The following is a 22,658-nucleotide window of genomic DNA, read 5'->3' on the forward strand; positions in this document are numbered from 1 at the left end:
AGAGGGGCAGCGGGGTCTTGGGCCCTTCTCCTCGGGTTCGAGGGGGCCGTCAGCCCATCTCCTCCAGGGCCTTGCCCTTCGTCTCCTTGACGAACTTCAGGACGAACGGGATGGAGAGGGCCGCGAACACCGTGTAGATCACGTACGTGACGGACAGGTTCCAGTCGGCCAGCGACGGGAAGCTCGCGGTGATCGCCCAGTTGGCGATCCACTGCGCGGCGGCGGCCACGCCCAGGGCGGCGGCACGGATCCTGTTCGGGAACATCTCGCCGAGCATGACCCAGACGACCACACCCCAGGACAGGGCGAAGAAGAGAACGAAGACGTGGGCGGCGATCAGGGCGACCCAGCCCTGCGTGGCGGGCAGCTTGCCGTCGACCAGGTGGTAGGAGAACGCCCAGGCCTCCAGGGCCAGGCCGACCGTCATACCGGCGGAGCCGATGAGCGCGAGCGGCTTGCGGCCGATGCGGTCCACGAAGATCATCGCGATCACGGTGCCGACGATGTTGATGATGGACGTGGTGAAGGAGTAGAAGAACGACTGCGTCGGGTCGACGCCCACGGACTGCCACAGCGTCGAGGAGTAGTAGAACGCGACGTTGATGCCGACGAACTGCTGGAAGACCGACAGGCCGATGCCGACCCAGACGATCGGCTTGAAGAAGAAGCCGCCGCCGAGCAGGTCCTTGAAGGTGGAGCGGTGCTCGCTCTTCATCGCGTGCTCGATCTCGGCGACGCGCTTGTCCAGGTCGGTGTTCTTGCCCTCGACCTCGGCCAGGATCTCCTTGGCGCGCTCACGCTTGCCGACGGACAGCAGGAAGCGCGGGGACTCCGGGATGGCGAGCGACAGCATGCCGTAGAGGATCGCCGGGATCACCATGACGCCCAGCATGACCTGCCAGGCCTCCAGGCCCATGAGGTGGCCGCGCTGGTTGCCGCCGGCGGCGTTCAGCAGGCCCCAGTTGACCAGCTGGGAGATGGCGATGCCGACCACGATCGCGGCCTGCTGGAAGGAGCCGAGCCGGCCGCGGTAGGCGGGCGGGGCGACCTCGGCGATGTAGGCGGGGCCGATGACGGACGCCATGCCGATGGCGAAGCCGCCGATGATGCGCCAGAAGGCGAGGTCCCACAGCGCGAAGGGCAGCGCGGAGCCGACGGCGCTGATCGTGAACAGCACGGCCGCGATCTGCATGCAGCGGATCCGGCCGATCCGGTCGGCTATCCGGCCCGCGGTGGCCGCGCCGATGGCACAGCCGATCAGGGCGATGGCGATGACCTGGGCGAGCGCGGCGGGGCCGATGTCGTAGCGGTCACGGATGGCTTCGACGGCACCGTTGATGACGGAGCTGTCGTAGCCGAAGAGGAAGCCGCCCATGGCGGCGGCGGCCGCGATGAAGATGACATGCCCGAGATGTTCGGGATGAGCCGTCCCGGCTCCTGACTGAGGTGCCTGCGCTGTGCTGGTCACGTGAAACTCCTCGGGCCACGGCAACGCTGCCGGGGTGGGGGTGAGCCCTTCCAGGTCTCCAGTGGCGCACACGTCGGCGTCACTTACACCTGAAGGAAAAAGCAACGTTGCAGAGACTATGTCTTCAACTTTCGAAGTCAATAGGGGAACGGCTGTGAGTTTGTAGATAGATCACCTCACTCCGCGTTCAAGAAGTGAACGAGGAGCGGGGCGATCCCAGCCCTGCTATCGAATGGATCTTGAAAACGGGTCAGCGAAGGCGCTGCGAGATGACCTTCGACACACCGTCGCCCTGCATCGAGACGCCGTACAGCGCGTCCGCCACCTCCATCGTGCGCTTCTGATGCGTGATCACGATGAGCTGCGAGGCCTCCTGCAACTCCTGCATGATCCGGATCAGCCGCTGGAGGTTGGTGTCGTCCAGGGCCGCCTCGACCTCGTCCATGACGTAGAAGGGGCTCGGCCGGGCCTTGAAGATCGACACCAGCAGCGCGACGGCCGTCAGCGACCGCTCGCCGCCGGAGAGCAGGGACAGCCGCTTGACCTTCTTGCCCGGCGGGCGCGCCTCCACGTCGACGCCCGTGGTGAGCATGTCGTCCGGGTCCGTGAGCACGAGCCGGCCCTCGCCGCCCGGGAACAGACGGGCGAAGACCCCCTCGAACTCGCGGGCGGTGTCCCGGAACGCCTCGGTGAAGACCTGCTCGACCCGTTCGTCGACCTCCTTCACCACCTGGAGCAGATCGGCGCGGGTCTTCTTCAGGTCCTCCAGCTGCTCGCTGAGGAACTTGTGCCGCTCCTCCAGTGCCGCGAACTCCTCCAGCGCCAGCGGATTGACCTTGCCGAGCTGCTGGTACGCCCGCTCGGCCGCCTTGAGCCGCTTCTCCTGCTCGGCCCGTACGAAGGGGCGCGGCTGGTTGCGCGGGTCGTCCGGGTCCTCCGGCAGCCGCTCGCCGTCGGCGGGGGGCGAGGGCGGCACCGGCCGGTCCGGCCCGTACTCCGCCTCAAGCCCCGCCGGCTCGACACCCAGTTCCTCCAGCGCCTTGGTCTCCAGCTGCTCGATCCGCAGCCGCTTCTCGGCGCCGAGTACCTCACCGCGGTGTACTGAATCCGTCAACTTGTCGAGTTCCGACTTCAGTTCGCGTCCGGCGGTGCGGGCGGCGGCCAGTTCCTGCTCGCGCCGCGCCTTGGCGGCCTCGGCGGCGGTGCGCTCCCGGTCGGCGCGGGCGAGGGAGACCTCGACGTGCGCGAGCAGGGTGCGGGCGCCGTCGGCGACCGCCTGGGCGACGGCCGCCTCGTGCCGCAGCCGGGCCCGGCGCTGCTCGGCCCGCGCCCGCGCCTCGCGCTCCGTGCGGGCGGCCCGGTCGAGCGAGTCGGCCCGCCCGGCGATCCCCTTGACCCGCTCCTCGTGGGTCCGGACCTGGAGGCGGGCCTCCATCTCGGTCTGGCGGGCGTTGGCGCCGTCGATGGCGAGCCGGTCCCGCGCGGAGCTGTCCGGCTCCTCCTCGACGGGCATCTCCTCGGCGACCGCCAGCCGCTCCGCCAGTTCCTCGGCCTCCTCCACGGCCTTGTCCAGCGCCTCCTGTGCCCGCGCGGCAGCGGCGGCGGAACGCTCGGCCTCCCCGGCCGCGGCGCGTGCCTGGCCGGCGAGCCGGCCGAGCTGCTGGGCGGTGGAGGACTTCTGCCGGTCGGCGGCCCGGCGGCGTTCGCTCAGCTCTTCGGCGAGGGCCGCGGCCTCGGTACGGCGCTCGGCCGCCGCGCGCTGTTCCCCGGCCAGCTCCGCGCAGCGGACCTCCAGCTCCGCCAGTTCCGCCGCCGCCTCGTCCACGGACGCCTGGACCTCCAGCAGGCTGGGGGCGCCGGCCGAGCCGCCCTGCGCGAAGTGGGCGCCCAGCAGGTCGCCTTCCGCGGTCACGGCGGTGAGGTGGGGGTGGGCACGGACCAGGTCCTCGGCGACTTCGAGGGTGTCGACCACGACGATGCCGCGCAGGAGCCGGTGGACGGCCGGCATCAGGTCCTCCGGGGCGCGGACCAGTGCGCCCGCGGGGATCGCGCGTGCGCCGGGCGCGACATCGTCACCACCGGGCGCACCCACACCGCGGCTGCCGCACGCCGGGCACGGCTCCGCGTCCGTGCGGGGCGCGTCCGGCGAGCCCGCGAGGAGCAGGGCCGCCCGGCCCCCGTCCTGCTTGCGCAGGAGGCGAATGGCGTCCGCCGCGGAGGCCGGGTCGCTCACGGCGACGGCGTCGGCCGCGGCTCCGAAGGCCGCCGCCAGCGGGATCTCGTAGCCGGGGGTGACGGTCAGCAGTTCGGCGGCCGGACCCAGGACACCGGTGAGCCGGGCGTCCAGCAGGGTGCCGGTGCCGTCCTTGCGGCGCAGCCCGAGGGCCAGCGCCTCGTGACGGGCCTGGGTGGCGGCCCGGCGGCGTTCGGCGGCGGTGGCCGACTCGCGGGCCGTGGTCAGGGCGGCCTCGGCGGCGGCCAGCTGCCGTTTGGCGGCCTCGTGCCGCTCGGCGAGTTCGGTGTCGTCGGCGTCGAGCCCGTCGACCTCGGCCCGCAGCGCCTCGTACTCCTGCTGTGCGCGCACCGCGCGCTCCTGGGCCTCGTCGCGGGCCGTGGCCAGCCGTTCGACCTCGGCCTGGGCGGAGGCGGCGCGCGAGCGGGCCGCGTTGACCTGTCCGTGCAGCCGGGCCAGGCCCTCGCGGCGGTCGGCGATGGCGCGGGCCACGTCCTTGAGCCGGCGTTCCTCGACGGCCAGTTCCCGCTCCAGCTCGGCGCGGTGGGCGACCGTGTCGTCCAGGGCGCGCCGGGCCGCTTCGAGGGCGGCCTCCAGTTCGGCCTCCTGCTCGCGGACGCGGGCGGCCTCGCGCTCCAGGTCCTCGGGGTCGCGGCCGCGGCGCTCCTCGGGCGGTGCGGAGGTGGCGCTCCTGACCCGGGCCTCGGCCAGCGAGATCGTGCCGCGCACCCGCTCGGCCAGCTGGGACAGCTCGTACCAGGTCTGCTGGGCGCGCTGGAGGCGCGGGGCGAGCCGCCGCACCTCGTCCTCCAGGAGGGACTCGCGGTGCAGGGCCTTCTTCAGCTCCTGCTCGGCGCTCTCCTTGCGTTCCTTGAGGGCGGCCTCGTCGGCGATCTCGGCGTTGAGCGCCTCGCGCAGTCGTACGAGGTCGTCGGCGAGCAGCCGCAGCCGGGCGTCGCGCAGGTCGGCCTGGATGACGGCGGCCCGCCGGGCCACCGCCGCCTGCCGGCCGAGCGGCTTGAGCTGGCGGCGCAGTTCGTCGGTGAGGTCCTGGACGCGGGCGAGGTTGGCCTGCATCGCGTCCAGCTTCCGCAGCGCCTTCTCCTTGCGCTTGCGGTGCTTGAGGACGCCGGCCGCCTCCTCGATGAAGGCCCGGCGGCCCATGGGGTCGGCGTGCAGCACGGAGTCGAGCTGGCCTTGGCCGACGATGACGTGCATCTCGCGGCCGATGCCGGAGTCGGAGAGGAGTTCCTGGATGTCCAGCAGGCGGCAGGTGTCGCCGTTGATCTGGTACTCGCTGCCGCCGTTGCGGAACATGATCCGCGTGATGGTGACCTCGGCGTACTCGATGGGCAGCGCCCCGTCGGAGTTGTCGATGGTCAGCGACACCTCGGCGCGCCCCAGCGGGGGGCGCCCGGTGGTGCCGGCGAAGATGACGTCCTCCATCTTTCCGCCGCGCAACGACTTGGCGCCCTGCTCGCCCATGACCCAGCTCAGCGCGTCCACCACGTTGGACTTGCCCGAGCCGTTGGGTCCGACGACACACGTGATCCCGGGTTCGAAGCGGAGCGTGGTCGCGGAGGCGAACGACTTGAAGCCGCGCAGGGTCAGGGCCTTGAGGTGCACGCCGGTGGACTCTACCGGCCGCCGCTATCTCACTCCATGAACCCTCGCAAGCCCGCGGTTTCGCCGTTGGACATGCAGGGCACACCAGTTGTTGAAGAAGGTGAAAGGATGCGCGGGGGCAAGAAAGAAGGGACGCCGAAGCGTCCCTTGCGATTCTGAGGGGACGGCCTTGGTGCCGACCGTCCGATCGACTGAGCGGTTGTTACGGGCACCCTGGCCGCTGCGACTGCTGTTGTGGAGCTGATGCAGCGATCAGGTGAGCGCAGGCTCCGCCTGGTGTGCGTCGATGCTCTCCATGATCCTGTCCTGAGAGGCGGCAGCCGACAGCGCTTCGTTCTCCGCCTGGATCCTGACCAGCTCGGACTCCAGGTCCTGGACACGCTGCTGCAGCCGTCGCATCTCGGCGAGGAGTCGAGGGTCGGAGCCGCCGACGTAACCGAGAAGCGCCTTTGCCATGATGGATGGTCCTCCACACTGAGTGACCGACCGATGCGGTGTGGGTCGTGAGGGATTTCGCACCCGCGGTGCTTGGCACATCCGTGTTGCTCTGCTGTTGCTCGATGCCAAACAGCTAAGGTGCGCGGGGCTTTCAGCGTCTCACCAAAAAGTTTGACGGTCAACACGATCACACCCCGTATTGGGGGGCGAACCGGGGCGCGCGGCCGGGAGATGCGGCGGCGCTGCGAGTCATCCGGGCCCTCGGGGCTCAGCGATCAGCTGTACCCCGGGAGCCTGCCACGCTGCGCCCTTCTTGGCAACCACCAGGCCGTTTCTGCTCCCGGCGGCCACCGCCCGGGGTTGGTGCGCCGCGGCCGGGCGGCTCCGGCTCAGCGGACGGCGAAGCCGTCGTAGCCGCCGCGAGGTGTGTCCCAGATCTCGGTGACACCGTCGACGCGGCCGGGCGTGTCGTCGCCCTGGAGCCAGTCGAGCAGTCCCTCGCAGCCCTCGCGCGCGCCCTCGGCGACGACCTGGACCCGGCCGTCCGCCAGATTGAGAGCAAAACCACTCAGGCCGCCGATCTCCAGTGCCTTGGCACGCGTGAACCAGCGGAATCCCACGCCCTGTACGTGTCCTCGCACCCAGGCGACCAGTCGAACATCCTCGCTCATGGGTGCAACCTAACCGGCCGGTGTCGTCCGGCACACATCGCCTCCGCGGGGCATGAGGTACCGTCCGCTTCCGGGGCATCTCATACGAAACTCACTCGATCGAGTGGATTGGGATGCTCGTAAGGACGTACGAGGAAGAGGACCAGGACATGGGACGCCACCGACGCTCGGACGCCGGCCGCGCCGGGGACGGCGACGCCGCGCAGGGCTCCGCCGCCGAGGGCGGGCGGCCGCCGTTCCCGTCGCGGTCTCCGTCCCCCTCCGCGCACCCGGCCCCGCCCTCGTCCCCCTCCTCGGACACGGTGCCGATCCCGATGGGCACCGTGCCCGGTCCCGACCCGGCCTACGCGGAGGCCAAGGCCAAGGCCGAGGCGTACCTCTTCGCGGCGCAGGACCCGGCGCCGGCGGACGCGGGACCGCAGGCGCCCGGAGCCGATGGCGACGGACCCCGGGACGATGAGCACCAAAAGCGCGCCGGCCGTTCGGTGAGCGTGGCCCTGCTCGGGCTGTCCGTGGCCGTCGTCCTGGGCACCGCCGCCGTGGCCGCGGGCGTGGTCCCGGGCTTCGACGGCTACCGGCTCGGGGACGGCGCCCACGCCACCGGGGACCGGACCGTGGTCGCGAGCTCCCCCGGCAACACGGCCGCCGCACAGGGCGGTACGTCCGGGAGCGCGAGCACCGGCGTCGGCGGCGCGACGTCCGGCGGGGACGCCGTACGGCCGTCCCCCGCCGCTCCGACGGCGTCCTCCTCCCCCGTACCGCCGAAGTCCGCACCGGCCTCGCCGGCCCCTTCGCGGTCGGCGTCACCGTCCGGGAAGCCCGGCACGAAGGCCACCGCTCCGAAGCCCCGCGCGCCGAAGAGCGACGCCCCCGGGACCGCCGCCCCGAAGAGCGACACCCCCGGGACCGCGGCCCCGAAGACCACGGCGCCGAGGACCAGCCCCGCGGCCACCCCGTCGCCCGCCCCCTCGTCCGCGAAGCCCCGTCCGTCCCGCCGTACGACCAAGACTCCCGCCGCCCCGGCGATCACGGTGTCGGCACGGGCCGCCGCCGAGGCCGAGGTGCTGAAGCTGGTCAACGACGAGCGGGCGAAGGCGGGACTGGGCGCGCTGTCCGCGAACTCCTCGCTGACGAGGCTCGCCGAGGCGTTCAGCGACGACATGGCGGCGCGGGGCTTCTTCGGCCACACCGACCCGGGCGGCAGGTCGCCCTGGGACCGGGCGGCGGCGGCCGGCGTCACCGGCCTCGGCGGTGAGAACATCGCCCGCGGTCCGGCGGACCCGAAGGCCGTGGTGAAGGCGTGGATGGCCGACCCCGGCAATCGCGCCGCCATCCTGAACCGTGATTTCAAGACCCTCGGCGTCGGTGTGCACTACGGTCCGGGCGGGCCGTGGTGGACCGAGGAGTTCGGCTCCTGAGGCCCCGGGGCGTCCGGGGCCCGTGAGCCCCCGGGGCCCGGGACGGCCGGTGGGACCCGAGGCCGCCGGGGCCCCGCTCACGCGGCGGCGCGACCCCGCGCGAACGTCAGCGCCGTCCGCGTCACCCGGCGCCCGAGGTGCTCGGCCGTGGCTATGTCCGCCTTGTGCACGCCCTCCGGGCCCTGGTCCGTGTCGGTCTGGGCGCCTGCGCCGGCGAAGATCCCGAGGCGGTTGAGGTCGTTCTCGGAGGCGGTGCTGGAGTTCCAGCCCGGAAGCAGGCCCAGGTTCACCCAGTGCATGCCGTGCTGCGCGGCGAGGATCTGGAAGAACTGAAGGGTGTGCAGCTTGTCGCCGCTCTTGGAGCCGGAGTTGGTGAAGCCCGCGGCCAGCTTGTCCTGCCAGTCCTGACCGGCCCAGCGCGAGGAGCTGGCCTCGGCGAAGCCGTGGAAGGCGCCGGAGGCGGTGCCCATGTAGGTGGGCGAGCCGAAGACGATCGCGTCGGAGCGGTCCAGCGTCCCCCAGTCCTCCTCGGTGATCTCGTCCACCTTGATCAGGTGCACCTCGGCGCCGGCCTCCGCGGCACCGGTGCGGACGGCCTCGGCGAGGACGGCGGTGTGGCCGTAACCGGAGTGGTAGGCGATGGAAACGACAGGGGTGGTCATGACTCTCCTCGGAAGGGCAGCTCAATGCGGTGTGGAAATGAAAGCACTAACCAGAAGTTAGTGCAACCCAGCAGTGAGCGCTGCGGACGCGTACCCTTGGGGTATGACCGCCTGTCCTGAGGAGCACGAAGAGCTCGCCTACAACGTCTTCGCCAAGGCCTGCCCGTCCCGGGGCACGCTGGAGCACGTCACCGGCCGCTGGGGCGCGCTGACGCTCGGCGCGCTGCACGAGGGCTCACTGCGCTTCAACGAGCTGCGCCGCCGCGTCGACGGGGTGAGCGAGAAGATGCTGTCCCAGACCCTGCACGCGCTGGAGCGGGACGGGCTGGTGCACCGGGAGGCGCAGCCGACCAACCCGCCCCGCGTGGACTACGAGCTGACCGCGCTGGGCCGCGAGATCGCCGGCCGGCTCCTCGCGCTCATCGAGTCGGTGGAGGGCTCCATGGACGAGGTGCTGGCGGCCCGCGGGCGTTACGACGAGGCGCGCGGCGCCCGCTGACACTTCGGGCAGAAGTAGCTGGAGCGGTTCATCCAGGGGCGGCGCCGGATGAGGGTGCCGCAGCGGTTGCAGGGCTCGCCCTCGCGGCCGTAGGCGTCCAGGGAACGGTCGAAGTAGCCCGACTCGCCGTTGACGTTCACGTACAGGCTGTCGAAGCTGGTGCCGCCGACGGCGAGGGCCGCGTTCATCACGTCCCTGATGTGGCCGAGGAGTTCGGCGGTGACCGGGCGGGTGAAGTTCGCGGTCGGGCGCTCGTAGTGGATGCGGGCGCGCCACAGCGCCTCGTCCGCGTAGATGTTGCCGACGCCGCTGATCAACGACTGGTCCAGCAGGGCCCGTTTGACGGTGGTCCGCTTGCGGCGCAGGGCCTGGTGGAAGGCGTCGTCGTCGAACAGCGGGTCGAGGGGGTCGCGGGCGATGTGCGCGATGACGTCGGGCAGGCCCTCGGGGGTGTTGTCGTGCAACGACAGCCCGCCGAAGGTGCGTTGGTCCACGAAGCGCAGTTCGGTGCCGAGGGAGTCGGCGAACCGGACGCGGATGCGCAGATGCTTCTCGTCCGGCGCCTCGTGCGGCTGCACCAGCAGCTGGCCGCTCATGCCGAGGTGCGCGAGCACCGACTGGTTGGTCTCCTCCAGCGGCAGCCACAGGTACTTGCCGCGCCGGCTGGGCTCCCCGATGTGGTGCCCCTTGAGCCGCTGCGCGAAGTCCTCGCCGCCGGCCACGTGCCGGCGCACGGCACGCGGGTGCAGCACCTCGGTCTCGGCGACGGTGCGGTGGGCGACCCACCGCGCCAGCCCACGCCGGACGACCTCGACCTCGGGCAACTCGGGCATCGGGACCCCCGTGGAAAGCGCTGGGTGAACCGAGCGCCCGCCCCTCGCGAAACGGTGGGGCGGGCGCTCGGGTGTGCTGCTCGTCAGGCGGTGGCGGACGACGTGTCGTCGTCCTTGACAGCTTCCGCGACGGCCTCCTTGGCCTGCTGCACCGTCGTGGCCCGCTCGTCCGCGGCGGCCTTGATGGCCCGCCAGGCGGACTCGGCGGCCTGCTGCTCCGCCTCCTTCTTGCTGCGGCCGGTGCCGGTGCCGTACGAGACGCCTCCGACGCGGGCGGCAGCAGTGAAGGTCTTCTCGTGGTCGGGGCCGGTCTCCGTGACCAGGTACTCGGGCACACCGAGTCCCTCGATCGCGGTCAGCTCCTGGAGGGACGTCTTCCAGTCCAGGCCGGCGCCCAGGTTGGAGGACTTCTCGATCAGCGGGTCGAAGAGCCGGTGCACCAGCTCGGACGCCGCGTCGAGGCCCTGGTCGAGATAGACCGCGCCGATCACCGCTTCAAGGGTGTCGGCGAGGATGGACGCCTTGTCCCGGCCGCCCGTGCCCTCTTCACCCCGGCCGAGCCGGATGAAGGCGCCGAGGTCGAGGCCACGCCCCACCTCCGCCAGCGCACGCGAGTTCACCACCGCGGCCCGCAGCTTGGCCAGCTGGCCCTCGGGCAGGTCGGGGTGGGTGCGGTACAGCGTGTCCGTGACGACGAGACCGAGCACGGAGTCCCCGAGGAACTCCAGCCGCTCGTTCGTCGGCAGACCGCCGTTCTCGTACGCGTAGGAACGGTGGGTCAGCGCACGCACCAGAAGGGCGGACTCGAGCTGATACCCGAGCCGCCCTTCCAGAAGCGTGTGGGACGAGGCCTGGTTGTCCGTGCCTCCACCGGCGCGGGGAGTGTTCTTCTTCGGACTGGACACAGTGCCTCTCACCAGCCCGCTCAGACTTCGAGGACCTGGCGCTTGTTGTAGGTGCCGCAAGACGGGCACGCGATGTGCTGCTGCTTGGGCTCGTGGCAGCGCTCGCACGCAACCAGGGTGGGGACCGCAGCCTTCCACTGCGACCGGCGGTGGCGCGTGTTGCTGCGCGACATCTTCCGCTTCGGAACAGCCACGGCTACTTCTCCTGCTTCTCGTCGACGCCCGCTTCGGCGCCGCTCATCTCGTCCTTCTCGCCGTCCGTCATGGTGTCGGCGAGTCCCTGCAAAGCCGCCCAACGGATGTCGACGGCGTCATGGTGGTGGTCCGGGTCGTCCGCGAGCCGCGCCCCACACTCGGAGCACAGGCCCGGGCAGTCTTCCTGGCACACCGGCTGCATCGGCAGTGCGAGCACCACCGCATCGCGCAGCAGAGGTTCGAGGTCGATCAGGCCGTCCTCGATGAAGAGCCTGTCCTCGTCGTCCTCGGCGTCGTCGCCCGGTTCCGCGATCACGCGGCCCCGGTCGTCGGCGTCAGGGTACGAGAACATCTCCTGGAAGTCCGCTTCGAGCTCCAGCTCGACCGGCTCCAGACACCTTACGCACTCCCCCTTGGCCGTTGCACGGGCGGTGCCTGTGACAAGCACCCCTTCCATGACCGACTCCAGGCGGAGTTCGAGTTCCACCGGGGTGCCTTCCGGCACTCCGACGACTCCCGGGATGCCGAGATCCGCGGGGGCGTCGATCTCACGGGTCAGGCGCTGCAGCGCACCAGGACGCCGACCCAGCTCGTGCGTGTCGATCACGAGGGGGTTGCGGTGGTCGAGGCGGGCGTTGGAAGCCATTCCTGCTTTCGATCTACGTACTCGAAGGGACACCGCCCGTAGGTGTTTCCGGGCAGCGGCGGTCGCGGACGGCTCCGCACTCAGCATGAGGGCACGCGCGACCGAAGAGCCAGGATACTGGACCTTGGCCCCAGGACCCAATCCGGTCGGTCAGCTCAGCCCGCGGCCCTGCTCGTACGCCCGCAACTGCTCGGCGCTGATCATGCTGGTGTCGAAGAGGCTGGTCTCGTCCAGAGCGTAGTCCTGCTGCCCCTGTGACTGCTGGGGCACCTGGGCCTGCTGTGGCTGCGGCGGGTCGTAGGGGGCCTGCTGGGGATACCCCTGGTAGGCGTAGGGGTCCTGCTGCTGGTAGCCGTAGGGGTCCTGCTGCTGGGCCCCCTGCTCGTAGGCGGTCTGCTGCGGGAAGCCGGCGTATCCGCCCTGCTGCTGGTCGTACGACCCGTACGCGGGCTGCGGCTCGTACGACGGCTGCTCCGGCACGGGGTCGTAGACGGGCTGGTCCGCCGCCGGCTCGTACGCGGGCTGCTCCGGCCGGGGCCGCGCCGCCGGGCGCTCGGCCGGGGTGTCGGCGAGGGCGGCCAGGTCGGCCAGGTAGTCGGCGTCACTGGAGTGCTGGAAGGTCGTGGTGTCGTCGGCCAGGGCGCCGAGGTCGTCGGTGGCGATCCGGCCGTGCAGCTTCTGCCGGCCGCGGCCGACCGCCTCCAGGGTCTTGGCGAGCACCGCCTCGAAGGCGCCCAGCTTGGCGTCCACGTACGCGTCGGCGTTGTGCCGCAGGGTCTCGGGGTCCTGGCTGCGCTCGGGGGCGTCCTCGTCCTCGTAGCCGTGCTCGTCCAGGCCGGGGCCGGTGCCGAGCAGCTTCTCCCGGCCGCGGCCGACCGAGCCGAGGGTCTTGGTCAGGACGACCTCGAAGTTGGCGAGCTTGGAGTCGACGTAGTCGTCGGCCTCGGCGCGCACCTCCTCGGCCTCCCGGCGGGCCTCGGCGAGGATCCGGTCCGCCTCCGCCTGGGAGCGGCGGGCGATCTCGGTGCCGGAGATCAGCGAGCCGCGCTCGGCGTGCGCGCTCTCGATGATCCGCTCGGCCTCCTGCCGGGCCTGCTCGACCATCTGCTCACGGTCGCCGATCAGTTCCTGCGCCTGCGCGAGGGAGCCGGGCAGCGCCTGGCGCACCTCTTCCAGCATCGCGAGCAGATCGGCGCGGTTGATCACGCAGGACGCCGACATGGGCATGGCCCGGGCGCCGGCGACCGCGGAGACGATCTCGTCGAGCTTCTTCTGCACGTCCACCTGTGCTCGCCACTCTCTACAGCCGGGTTGGAGACGGACGGGACGACTGTAGCCCCCGCGCCCATCAGTCCTTGCGCAGACGCCTGTTGAGGGCGGCGACGACCTCCGGCGGCACCAGGTGGGAGACGTCGCCGCCCCAGGCCGCGACCTCCTTGACGAGCGAGGAGGACAGGAAGCTGTAGGTGGGGTTGGTCGGCACGAACAGCGTCTCGACGCCGGTGAGGCCGTTGTTCATCTGGGCCATCTGCAGCTCGTAGTCGAAGTCGCTGACGGCGCGCAGGCCCTTGACGATCGCGGGGATGTCACGCTCTTTGCAGAAGTCCACGAGCAGGCCGTGGTGGGACTCGACGCGCACGTTGGCGTAGTCGCCGGTCACCTCGCGGATGAGCGCGATCCGCTCGTCGACGTCGAACAGGCCCTTCTTGGACTGGTTGATCATCACCGCGACGTAGACCTCGTCGTACAGCCGGGAGGCTCGGGCGATGATGTCGAGATGTCCATTGGTGATCGGGTCGAACGACCCGGGACAGACGGCGCGGCGCACTTGAGATCCCTCGCTCTCCGGTCCGGTCATCGTGCGTCTTCGCACGTAGAGGCGGCGCGACCGTACCAAAACGTTCCCTCGCCGTAACGACGGGAGCGGATCGCCTCGAAGCCGTCCGGCCAGTGGAATTCGCCGCCTCTGGTGCTGCGCTCCACGGTGACGAGGGCGTTCTCCGCGAGCCAGCCCTCCGAGTGGAGTGTGAGGAGAATCTCGCGAAGATCGTCGTCTGTGACGGCATATGGGGGGTCCAGGAAGACCAGGTCGTACGGCTGGGCGGGGGGCGCGGTCCGTACGACCTGTTCCGCTTTGCCCGCTCTGACCTCCGCGCCGGGCAGGCCCAGGTTCCGCACGTTCTCCCGGACGGTTCGCGCGGCGCGGGCGTCGGCCTCCACGAGGAGGGTGTGGCTCGCGCCCCGGGAGAGGGCTTCCAGGCCCACGGCGCCGGAGCCGGCGTAGAGGTCGAGGACGCGTTCGCCCTCCAGGGGGCCGCCGAGGAGGGATTGCCAGGTGGAGAAGAGACCTTCGCGTGCGCGGTCGGAGGTCGGCCGGGTGCCGGTTCCCGGCGGGACGGCCAGGCGGCGTCCGCCGGCTGCGCCGGCGATCACGCGGGTCATGTGTGGTCCTTCGTGGTGGGCGGCTTCGACGTTCCATTGTGGCGGGTGACGCGGCCGCCCGCGCCCCTGGTCAGGATCGCTTCACCCCTTCTCCAGGTACTGTTCGCGCTCGTCGTCCAGCAGCGCGTCCAGGGCCGTCCGCAGGCCCGGCAGGTGCTCCAGCTCCGGGTCCGCCTCGACGACCCTCGCCGCCTCCTCCCGCGCCTGCGCGATGACCTCCTCGTCCTCGATGACGGCGAGGACGCGCAGGCTGGAGCGGGCGCCGGACTGGGCCTGGCCGAGGACGTCGCCCTCGCGGCGCTGTTCCAGGTCGATTCGGGAGAGTTCGAAGCCGTCGAGGGTGGAGGCGACCGCGTTCAGGCGCTGGCGGGCGGCGCTCGCCTCGGGCATCTCGGTGACCAGGAGGCACAGGCCCGCGGCCGAGCCCCGGCCGACCCGGCCGCGCAGCTGGTGGAGCTGCGAGACGCCGAAGCGGTCGGCGTCCATGATCACCATGGCGGTGGCGTTCGGGACGTTCACGCCGACCTCGATGACCGTGGTGGCGACCAGGACGTCGGTCTCGCCGGCGGCGAAGCGGCGCATCACCGCGTCCTTGTCGTCGGGGTGCATACGGCCGTGCAGGACCTCGACCCGCAGGCCCTTGAGGGGGCCCTTGGCCAGGTGGTCGGCCACGTCGAGGACCGCGAGCGGGGGGCGCTTCTCTGCCTCGTCCTCGGGGGACTTCTTCCCGGCCGCCTTCTTCGGGTCGTCCTCCTCGTCGCCGATGCGGGGGCAGACCACGTACGCCTGGTGTCCCGCCGCCACCTCCTCGCGGACCCGTTCCCAGGCGCGGGCCAGGAAGTGGGGCTTGTCGGCGGCCGGCACGACGTGGCTGGCGATCGGGGAGCGGCCGGCCGGGAGCTGGTCGAGGACGGAGGTCTCCAGGTCGCCGAAGACGGTCATGGCGACCGTGCGCGGGATCGGGGTGGCGGTCATCACCAGGAGGTGCGGGGGCTGTTTTCCCTTGCCGCGCAGGGCGTCGCGCTGTTCGACGCCGAAGCGGTGCTGTTCGTCCACGACGACCAGGCCGAGGTCGTGGAACCGGACCTTGTCCTCGATCAGGGCGTGGGTGCCGATGACGATGCCGGCCTCGCCGGTGGCCAGGTCGAGCAGGGCGTGGCGGCGGGCCGCGGCGCCCATCGAGCCGGTGAGCAGCACCACCTTGGTGGCGTGCTCGGTGCCGCCCAGCATGCCGCCCTCGGCCAGCTCGCCCATCATCTCGGTCACCGACCGGTGGTGCTGCTGGGCCAGCACCTCGGTGGGCGCGAGCATGGCGGCCTGCCCGCCGGCGTCGACCACGGCGAGCATGGCGCGCAGGGCCACCATGGTCTTGCCCGAGCCGACCTCGCCCTGGAGCAGCCGGTGCATGGGGTGTTCGGTGGCGAGGTCGTCGAAGATCTCCCGGGAGACCTTCCGCTGGCCCTCGGTGAGGGTGAAGGGGAGGCGGGCGTCGAAGGCGGCCAGGAGACCGTCCGGCGCGGGGACGCGGGCGACCGCGGGGAGCTGGGCGTCGGCGTGCCGGCGGCGGGCCAGGGCGACCTGGAGGACGAAGGCCTCGTCCCACTTCAGGCGGGCGCGGGCGTCGGCGATGTCGGCCTTGGTGTGCGGGCGGTGGATCTTGAGCAGTGCCTCGGAAAGGGGCAGCAGGCCACGGCCCTCGCGGAGGGCCGGGGGCAGCGGGTCGACGGCCTCCTGGGCGGTGGGCAGGACCGTCTGGACCGCCTTGCCGATCTTCCAGGACTCCAGTTTGGCGGTGGCCGGGTAGAGGGGGATCAGGGCGCCGGCCCAGTTCTCGACGGTCTCCTCGCCGTCGCCGCGCAGCAACTCGTAGGCGGGGTGGGCGAGCTGGAGGCGGCGGTTGAAGACGGAGACCTTGCCGGCGAACATCGCGCGGGTGCCCGGCAGCAGCTCCTTGTGCGGCTTGTGCACGCCGTTGCCGAAGAAGACCAGCTGGAGGCGGCCGCTGCCGTCGGTGATCGTGACCTCCAGGCGCTGGCCCTTGCCGCGGGGCGCCCGGGCGGAGGCGAAGCTGTGCAGCCGGGCGTCGGCGACCTGGGCGACCACGGTGACGTGTTCGTCCATGGGCAGGTCGGCGAGGTGGGTGAGCTGGCCGCGCTCCTCGTATCTGCGCGGGTAGTGGTGCAGGAGGTCGCCTACGGTGTGCAGGCCGAGGTGCTCGGCCATCACCTTGGCGGTGGCGGGGCCGAGCACTGACTTCAGCGGCTGTCTCAGTGGTTCTTCCAGTGCGGGCACGAGTCCCATTGCACACCACGGCACCGACAACGCGGCGGCACGCCCGCCCGCGAATGCGCCGCGGGGTCCGGCTACTCCACGCCGATGAGCAGCAGGCTGCCCTGGCCGCCGCCCCGGTAGACCACCGTGTCCACGGCCAGGTAGGACTCCCGTACCCGGGTCTCCAGGTGTCCCGCGACGGTCTCGGGCGCCTCGTCGCCGACGACGAGGGTGACCAGCTCGCCGCCGGCCTGGAGCATGCGGTCGAGGACGGTCTCGGCGGTGGCGGTGACGTCCGCGCCGATCACCGCCACGTCCCCGTCGATCAGGCCGAGCACGTCCCCGGCCTGGCAGATGCCGGCCGTGGTCCAGGAGCGGTGCTCGGCGACGACGACCTCGGCGTACCGGGTGGCGCCCGCCGCCGAGGTCATCTGCACGACGTCCTCGTCGAAGCGGCGTCCGGGCTCGTGCACCGCGAGCGCGGCGATGCCCTGGACCGCGGAGCGGGTGGGGATCAGCGCCACCCGGACGCCCTCGGCGCGGACCTGCTCGGCCGCGGCGGCCGCGGTGTCGCGCAGCTCGGCGTCGTTGGGCAGCAGGACGACCTCGCGCGCGTGGGCCCGGCGCAGGGCCGCCACCAGTTCCCCGCTGGCCGGCGGCTCCCCGGGGCGCGCGAGGACGGCGGTCGCGCCGGCCTCGGCGTACAGCCCGGCCAGGCCCCGGCCCGGCACGACGGCGACGACGGCCCGCTGGGCCCGCTCGGGCGCCGGTCCGGGGCCGCCGGTGTGCACGTCCCCGGCCCCGAAGTGGGTGATCCGGATCCGGTACGGCCGCCCGGCCTCCACGCCCGCCTCCACGGCGGCGCCCGCGTCGTCCACGTGCACATGGACGTTCCACAGCCCGTCGCCGCCCACCACGACCAGGGAGTCCCCGAGGGCGTCGAGCCGGTCCCGCAGCCGGGCCACGGCGGCGTCGTCGGCCTCCAGGAGGTAGATCACCTCGAACGCGGGGCCGCCGGGCCCCTCGTCGCACCCCTCGGTTCCGGTGTCCGGGACCCCGGTGACCTCCGGGGCCCCGGCGGTCTCCCGCACCGCCTCCCCCGTGCACGCCTCCACCAGCGCCCCGAGGACCGCCACCAGCCCCCGGCCGCCCGCGTCGACCACCCCGGCCCGGGCGAGGACCGCCAGCTGGCCGGGGGTCGCCGCCAAGGCCGCGCGGGCGCCCTCGTAGGCGGCCCGGGCCACCGCCGCGCAGTCGCCCGCCGCCCCCTCGGCGGCGTCGGCGGCGGCCGAGGCGACGGTGAGCACCGTGCCCTCGACGGGGTGGGCCACGGCCCGGCGGGCGGAGTCGGCGGCCCGGCGCAGGGCGAGCCGCAGGCCGGGGCCGTCGCAGCGGGGCTCCGCGCCGTCCGCGGCGAGGACCTGGGCCATGCCGCGCAGCAGCTGGGCGAGGATGGTGCCGGAGTTGCCCCGGGCGCCGATCAGCGCCCCGTGGGCCATCGCGCGCACCGCGTCCGCGAGCCGGGGCCCGGCGGGGTCCGTCTCGTACCCGGCGAACACGGCCTCCACGGCCGTCGCGGCCGACTCCAGGGTGAGGTAGAGGTTGGTGCCGGTGTCGCCGTCCGCCACCGGGTAGACGTTGATGGCGTCGATCTCCTCGCGCGCGCGGCCCACCGCGCGCAGCGCCAGACCGCACCAGGTGCGCACCGCGAGAGCATCGAGGAATGTCTGCGGCACCTGCGCCACCTGCGCCTCCCTGAGCTGGCTGGACGTGCTCGCAGCGTAGACCCCGGGGCGGTGCCCGCCGGAAGTGGGCCGGGGGCGGGACCCCGCTCCGCCATGGTAGTTTCGCTTCCCGGACGCAGCCTTGGTATGCTGCTCCGGTTGCCCGATCCGATCGGGCTCTTCCCCCTGGCACCGCCACTCAGATCTCAGGTCGTACGATCTCGATCCCGGCATGCCGGGATTATCCGTAAGTGCATCTGAAGTCTTTGGAGTGACCCGTGGCTGCCAACTGCGACGTCTGCGGCAAGGGGCCGGGCTTCGGCAACAACATCTCGCACTCGCACCGCCGTACGTCCCGTCGCTGGAACCCGAACATCCAGCGTGTGCGTACCGTGGTGGGCGGGACGCCGAAGCGCGTGAACGCTTGCACCTCGTGCATCAAGGCGGGCAAGGTCTCGCGCTGACGCTACAGCAGCGCGCGGCCACCGCTTGGTTCGCTGCACTGAGCCGGTCCACCTCAGGGTGGGCCGGCTTTTTGCCGTGCCCGCAGGCACCCCCGGCGCGCCCGCCCCGGGTCAGCCCCGCAGCCGCCACCCATGGTCCACCGGCCCGATCCCGGCGCCCAGCGGGAACCCCGCCGCGATCGCCCCGGTGACGTACTCCTTGGCCGCGGCGACCGCCTCCGGCACGGCGAGGCCCCTGGCCAGCCCCGAGGCGATCGCGGAGGCCAGGGTGCAGCCCGTGCCGTGGGTGTGCCGGTTGTCGTGACGGGGCGCCCGCAGCCAGTGTTCCTCGGCGCCGTCGGTCAGCAGGTCCACCGCGTCGCCCGCCAGATGGCCGCCCTTGATCAGCACCCAGCGCGGGCCGTACTCCAGCACCGCCGCGGCTGCCCGGCGCAGATCGCCCTCCGACTCGACCGCGACCCCCGTGAGTCGGGTCACCTCGTCCAGGTTCGGGGTGGCCACGGTCGCCGCCGGGAGCAACCTGGTGCGCACGGAGTCCAGGGCGGAGGCGGCGAGCAGCGCGTCGCCGTGCTTGGAGACGCCCACCGGGTCGACCACGGCCGGCACGTCCGTGCCGGAGATCAACTCGGCGACCGCCTCGACCAGTTCCGCCGACCCCAGCATGCCGGTCTTCACGGCCTGGACGCCGATGTCGTCCACGACGCTGCGGTACTGGGCCCGGACCGCCGCCACCGGCAGTTCCCAGGCGCCCTGCACGCCCAGTGAGTTCTGCGCGGTCACCGCGGTGATCACGCTCATGCCGTGGACGCCGAGCGCCAGCATGGTCTTCAGGTCGGCCTGGACACCCGCGCCGCCGCCCGAGTCGGAGCCGGCCACGGTGAGCACCCTGGGCAGGCTCATGACTCGATGTCCCCGAAGTGGTCCCAGCCGCCCGCGCTGGTCCAGGGCGCGCCGTCGACGGTCACCTGGGGCAGCGCGGAGGGGTTCAGCACCTCTCCGATGACCTTCCAGCGGGCCGGGAGCTTGGTGTCCGGCGGGAAGGTCGCCACGATGGCGTGGTCCTCTCCCCCGGTCAGCACCCACTGCATCGGGTCCACCCCGACGGCCTGCCCGATGTCGTTCATCTGCGTGGGCACGTCGATCGCGCCGGAGCGGATGTCGATGCGGACCTTGCTCGCCTCGGCGATGTGTCCGAGGTCGGCGATCAGCCCGTCGCTCACGTCGCACATCGCGGTCGCCCCGAGCGAGGCGGCGGCCGGGCCCGCGTGGTACGGCGGCTCGGGGCGCCGGTGGGCCTCCACGAAGGCGCGCGGCGAGCGGAAGCCGCGCGAGAGCACCGCGTAGCCGGCCGCGGACCAGCCCAGCCAGCCCGTGACGGCCACCAGGTCGCCGGGCTGGGCGCCGGCCCGGGTCACCGGCTCCTGGTTGCGCAGATCGCCGAGCGCGGTGATCGACACGGTGATGCCGTCGCCGCGCACCACGTCCCCGCCGACCACGGCGGCGCCCGCCACCTGGCACTCGTCGCGCAGCCCGTCCATCAGCTCGGTCGGCCAGCTGACCGGGAGTTCGGCGGGGACGACCAGGCCGAGCAGCAGCGCGGTCGGCACGGCGCCCATCGCGGCGATGTCCGCGAGGTTCTGCGCGGCCGCCTTGCGCCCGACGTCGTAGGCCGTGGACCAGTCGCGGCGGAAGTGCCGCCCCTCGACCAGGACGTCGGTGCTCGCCACCACCCGCCGGTCGGGCGCGGCCACCACGGCGGCGTCGTCGCCCGGACCGATCCGCACCGCCGGGGTCGTGGTGAGACGGGAGGTGAGCTCCCTGATGAGCCCGAATTCCCCGAGCTCACCAACCGTGCCCTTCATGTCCCTGACTCCCCTTCTCTGCCTCTGCCTGACCGTGCGAACTCGCGCGTCATCAGTGTCCCCGATACCGTCGAGATGACCCCGACGCGGTCCGCGGGGCCGCCGTCCGGTCCCGGCCGACCGTCAACTTCCGTCGTGCCTGCACCCTGGCGCGCAAGCCCGGTCCCCGCAGGTCTCCCCGCGGGGAGCGGCGACGCGATACCGTGGCGTTCCTTTCCCCCCACATGATCCTCGTGGCCGCCCTGGAGGTTCCGTGGTACAGGCGTACATCCTGATCCAGACGGAGGTCGGCAAGGCGTCGACCGTCGCCGAGACGATCAGCAAGATCCCTGGAGTGATCCAGGCCGAGGACGTGACGGGTCCGTACGACGTCATCGTGCGCGCCCAGTCCGACACCGTCGACGAACTCGGTCGCATGGTGGTCGCCAAGGTCCAGCAAGTGGACGGCATCACACGCACCCTGACCTGTCCGGTCGTGCATCTGTAGCCCCCGTCTACGCTTGGCCGGTGAACTTCTTCCGTCACCGGCCCATCGCCCTCGCCGCCCCGCTCGTGCCGGCCCTGCTGCTCGCGGTCGCGGGCTGCTCCGGGGACGGCGGCACCACGGTCGCGGCTCCCCGTCCCGACGCGAAGACCGCCCCGCTGTGCCGGGATCTGCACAAGGTGCTGCCCGCCGAGGTGGACGGGCGGCACCGGGCCGACCCCGAACCCCGGTCCGTCTACACGGCGGGCTGGGGAAACCCGGCGATCATACTGCGCTGCGGGATCGTCCGGCCGCCGAAGATGGTCGACCCGAAGGTGGCACAGGGACAGGACCCCGACGCGATCGCGGGCGGGGTCAACGGCGTGGACTGGCTGATGGAGAAGGAGTCCGACGGCACCTGGCGGTTCACCACGTCGGGCCGCCGCGCCTACGTCCAGGTGACCCTGCCGAAGAGCCTGTCGGGGCCGGACCACAGCACCCAGGTCCTGGAGGACCTGGGCCCGGCCGTGAAGAAGGCGATCCCCGGGGGGATCGCCTCCATGCGCGGTTGAGCGGTCGGTCCGGTCAGCGAAGACCGGTGGAGCGCCGCAGCGCGGCCTGCACCAGCCGGTCGATCAGCTCGGGGTAGCCGACGCCGGTCGCCTGCCACATCTGCGGGTACATCGAGATCGGCGTGAACCCGGGCAGGGTGTTGATCTCGTTGATGACGAACTCCCCGTCCTCGGTGAGGAAGAAGTCCGCGCGGACCAGTCCCTCGCAGGACGCCGCCTCGAACGCCTCCACCGCGAGCCGCCGCACCTCGGCGGTCTCCTCCTCGGTGAGCGGCGCCGGCACGATGCCGGGCGTGGAGTCGATGTACTTGGCCTCGAAGTCGTAGTACGCGTGGGTGTCCGGCGGCGGGATCTCGGCCGGCACGGAAGCGCGCGGGCCGTCCTCGAACTCCAGGACGCCGCACTCGATCTCGCGGCCGACCAGGGCGGCCTCGACGATGATCTTCGGGTCGTGCGCCTGCGCCTCGGCGATCGCCTCGTCCAGGCCGGACAGGTCGTCGACCTTGGTGATGCCGATGGACGAGCCGGCGCGGGCCGGCTTCACGAACAGCGGCCAGCCGTGCTCGCCGGCGAAGTCGACGATCTTCTTGCGGGCGGCGGCCTCGTCCCGCTGCCACTCGCGGGGCCGGATCACCACGTACGGACCGACCTTGAGCCCGAAGGAGGTGAAGACCCGCTTCATGTACTCCTTGTCCTGGCCGACGGCCGAGGCGAGCACGCCCGCGCCCACGTACGGCACCCCGGACAGCTCCAGGAGACCCTGGAGGGTGCCGTCCTCGCCGTAGGGGCCGTGCAGCACCGGGAAGACGACGTCGACCTCGCCGAGCGCCTTGGGCACGGAGCCGGGCTCGCTGTAGACGACCTCGCGGTTGGCGGGGGCGACGGGGAGCACCACGTCGCCCTCGTGCGACTCCGCCAGTTCCTCGACGGCGGGCAGGGAGCGGTCGGTGATGGCCATCCGCTCCGGCTCGTCCGCCGTCAGCGCCCAACGGCCGTCCCGGGTGATGCCGATCGGCAGGACGTCGTACTTCGTCCGGTCGATGGCCTTGAGGACGGCGCCGGCGGTGACCACGGAGATCCCGTGTTCGGAGCTGCGGCCACCGAACACGACGGCCACGCGCGGCTTGCGCTGCGGCTGCTCAGGGCTCTGGGGAAGGTTCTCGGTGCTCATATCGCGTTGAGAGTACCCGTTGGTAGAGCCCGGATACAGCGTCGGCTCCGCCCGAGAACGCACGAAAACGGGTGGATTTCGTTCAGCGTCCGTGC

22 protein-coding genes are annotated in these 22,658 nt (G+C 72.1%); 5 read left to right on the forward strand and 17 right to left on the reverse strand.

Annotation, left to right across the window (positions count from 1 at the left end):
• Positions 1-49: 49 nt before the first annotated feature.
• The 4 genes from HZZ00_RS29280 to HZZ00_RS29295 all read right to left on the reverse strand — a co-directional run bounded on the left by HZZ00_RS29280 (position 50) and on the right by HZZ00_RS29295 (position 6,436).
• Positions 50-1,468, reverse strand: a complete 1,419-nt coding sequence (locus HZZ00_RS29280) for a sugar porter family MFS transporter (RefSeq protein ID WP_180329236.1) — start codon at positions 1,466-1,468, stop codon at positions 50-52.
• Positions 1,469-1,718: 250 nt separating this feature from the next.
• Positions 1,719-5,327, reverse strand: coding sequence for a chromosome segregation protein SMC (gene smc / locus HZZ00_RS29285; protein ID WP_180329237.1), 3,609 nt, complete (start codon positions 5,325-5,327; stop codon positions 1,719-1,721).
• Between the two features lie 252 nt (positions 5,328-5,579).
• The gene (locus tag HZZ00_RS29290) at positions 5,580-5,783 is read right to left on the reverse strand and encodes a hypothetical protein (protein WP_031167290.1); all 204 of its coding nucleotides are present in this window, start codon (positions 5,781-5,783) and stop codon (positions 5,580-5,582) included.
• Between the two features lie 371 nt (positions 5,784-6,154).
• A complete protein-coding gene (locus HZZ00_RS29295) occupies positions 6,155-6,436 on the reverse strand; it encodes an acylphosphatase (RefSeq protein ID WP_070022305.1) in 282 nt (93 codons plus the stop codon).
• A 149-nt stretch (positions 6,437-6,585) separates the two neighbouring features.
• Here HZZ00_RS29295 and HZZ00_RS29300 point away from each other — a divergent pair, with 149 nt between their 5' ends.
• A complete protein-coding gene (locus HZZ00_RS29300; protein WP_180329238.1) occupies positions 6,586-7,854 on the forward strand; it encodes a CAP domain-containing protein in 1,269 nt (422 codons plus the stop codon).
• Positions 7,855-7,931: 77 nt separating this feature from the next.
• On the opposite strand, the gene HZZ00_RS29305 is transcribed toward HZZ00_RS29300, so the two are convergent.
• Positions 7,932-8,516 carry a flavodoxin family protein gene (locus HZZ00_RS29305; protein WP_180329239.1) on the reverse strand — a complete coding sequence of 195 codons (585 nt, stop codon included), beginning with the start codon at positions 8,514-8,516 and terminating at the stop codon, positions 7,932-7,934.
• Positions 8,517-8,619: 103 nt separating this feature from the next.
• On the opposite strand from HZZ00_RS29305, the gene HZZ00_RS29310 reads away from it, so the two are divergent.
• Positions 8,620-9,015: a helix-turn-helix domain-containing protein gene (locus HZZ00_RS29310; protein WP_070022308.1), complete on the forward strand. Its 396-nt coding sequence runs from the start codon at positions 8,620-8,622 to the stop codon at positions 9,013-9,015.
• Here HZZ00_RS29310 and mutM read toward each other — a convergent pair.
• From mutM to HZZ00_RS29355, 9 genes are all read right to left on the reverse strand, one after another.
• Positions 8,988-9,848 carry a bifunctional DNA-formamidopyrimidine glycosylase/DNA-(apurinic or apyrimidinic site) lyase gene (gene mutM / locus HZZ00_RS29315; protein WP_180329240.1) on the reverse strand — a complete coding sequence of 287 codons (861 nt, stop codon included), beginning with the start codon at positions 9,846-9,848 and terminating at the stop codon, positions 8,988-8,990. The genes HZZ00_RS29310 and mutM overlap by 28 nt on opposite strands.
• A gap of 83 nt (positions 9,849-9,931) precedes the next feature.
• Positions 9,932-10,765, reverse strand: a complete 834-nt coding sequence (gene rnc, locus HZZ00_RS29320; RefSeq protein ID WP_374028490.1) for a ribonuclease III — start codon at positions 10,763-10,765, stop codon at positions 9,932-9,934.
• A gap of 8 nt (positions 10,766-10,773) precedes the next feature.
• On the reverse strand, positions 10,774-10,947 hold the full coding sequence (gene rpmF / locus HZZ00_RS29325; protein ID WP_003951102.1) for a 50S ribosomal protein L32: 174 nt from the start codon (positions 10,945-10,947) through the stop codon (positions 10,774-10,776).
• 2 nt (positions 10,948-10,949) lie between these two features.
• Positions 10,950-11,594, reverse strand: a complete 645-nt coding sequence (locus HZZ00_RS29330; RefSeq protein ID WP_180329241.1) for a DUF177 domain-containing protein — start codon at positions 11,592-11,594, stop codon at positions 10,950-10,952.
• A gap of 150 nt (positions 11,595-11,744) precedes the next feature.
• Positions 11,745-12,878, reverse strand: a complete 1,134-nt coding sequence (locus HZZ00_RS29335) for an ATP synthase F0 subunit B (protein WP_180329242.1) — start codon at positions 12,876-12,878, stop codon at positions 11,745-11,747.
• A 64-nt stretch (positions 12,879-12,942) separates the two neighbouring features.
• Positions 12,943-13,422, reverse strand: a complete 480-nt coding sequence (gene coaD, locus HZZ00_RS29340; protein ID WP_219014138.1) for a pantetheine-phosphate adenylyltransferase — start codon at positions 13,420-13,422, stop codon at positions 12,943-12,945.
• Positions 13,423-13,448: 26 nt separating this feature from the next.
• Entirely contained in the window at positions 13,449-14,036 is a 588-nt protein-coding gene (gene rsmD, locus HZZ00_RS29345) for a 16S rRNA (guanine(966)-N(2))-methyltransferase RsmD (protein WP_180329244.1), read from the reverse strand.
• An 81-nt stretch (positions 14,037-14,117) separates the two neighbouring features.
• Positions 14,118-16,337 carry an ATP-dependent DNA helicase RecG gene (recG, locus tag HZZ00_RS29350; RefSeq protein WP_180329245.1) on the reverse strand — a complete coding sequence of 740 codons (2,220 nt, stop codon included), beginning with the start codon at positions 16,335-16,337 and terminating at the stop codon, positions 14,118-14,120.
• A 62-nt stretch (positions 16,338-16,399) separates the two neighbouring features.
• Positions 16,400-18,052 carry a DAK2 domain-containing protein gene (locus HZZ00_RS29355; RefSeq protein WP_180329246.1) on the reverse strand — a complete coding sequence of 551 codons (1,653 nt, stop codon included), beginning with the start codon at positions 18,050-18,052 and terminating at the stop codon, positions 16,400-16,402.
• A gap of 257 nt (positions 18,053-18,309) precedes the next feature.
• On the opposite strand from HZZ00_RS29355, the gene rpmB reads away from it, so the two are divergent.
• Positions 18,310-18,495 carry a 50S ribosomal protein L28 gene (gene rpmB, locus HZZ00_RS29360; protein WP_003993230.1) on the forward strand — a complete coding sequence of 62 codons (186 nt, stop codon included), beginning with the start codon at positions 18,310-18,312 and terminating at the stop codon, positions 18,493-18,495.
• A 111-nt stretch (positions 18,496-18,606) separates the two neighbouring features.
• Here rpmB and thiD read toward each other — a convergent pair whose 3' ends face one another.
• Both thiD and HZZ00_RS29370 read right to left on the reverse strand, forming a co-directional pair.
• Complete coding sequence (thiD, locus tag HZZ00_RS29365) at positions 18,607-19,395, reverse strand: bifunctional hydroxymethylpyrimidine kinase/phosphomethylpyrimidine kinase (protein WP_180329247.1); 789 nt, start codon at positions 19,393-19,395, stop codon at positions 18,607-18,609.
• Complete coding sequence (locus HZZ00_RS29370) at positions 19,392-20,357, reverse strand: thiamine-phosphate kinase (RefSeq protein ID WP_070022318.1); 966 nt, start codon at positions 20,355-20,357, stop codon at positions 19,392-19,394. Before HZZ00_RS29370 ends, thiD begins: the two co-directional genes overlap by 4 nt.
• 253 nt (positions 20,358-20,610) lie before the next feature.
• Here HZZ00_RS29370 and HZZ00_RS29375 point away from each other — a divergent pair, with 253 nt between their 5' ends.
• Entirely contained in the window at positions 20,611-20,844 is a 234-nt protein-coding gene (locus HZZ00_RS29375) for an Lrp/AsnC family transcriptional regulator (protein WP_019328745.1), read from the forward strand.
• 20 nt (positions 20,845-20,864) lie between these two features.
• Positions 20,865-21,392, forward strand: coding sequence for a DUF3515 domain-containing protein (locus HZZ00_RS29380; protein WP_180329248.1), 528 nt, complete (start codon positions 20,865-20,867; stop codon positions 21,390-21,392).
• A gap of 13 nt (positions 21,393-21,405) precedes the next feature.
• Here the strand turns inward: HZZ00_RS29380 and HZZ00_RS29385 are convergent, their stop codons facing one another.
• Complete coding sequence (locus tag HZZ00_RS29385; protein WP_070022320.1) at positions 21,406-22,563, reverse strand: D-alanine--D-alanine ligase family protein; 1,158 nt, start codon at positions 22,561-22,563, stop codon at positions 21,406-21,408.
• Between the last annotated feature and the right edge of the window lie 95 nt (positions 22,564-22,658).

The sequence above is a fragment of the Streptomyces sp. NEAU-sy36 genome (assembly GCF_013423905.1).
Classification (GTDB): Bacteria; Actinomycetota; Actinomycetes; order Streptomycetales; family Streptomycetaceae; genus Streptomyces; species Streptomyces misionensis.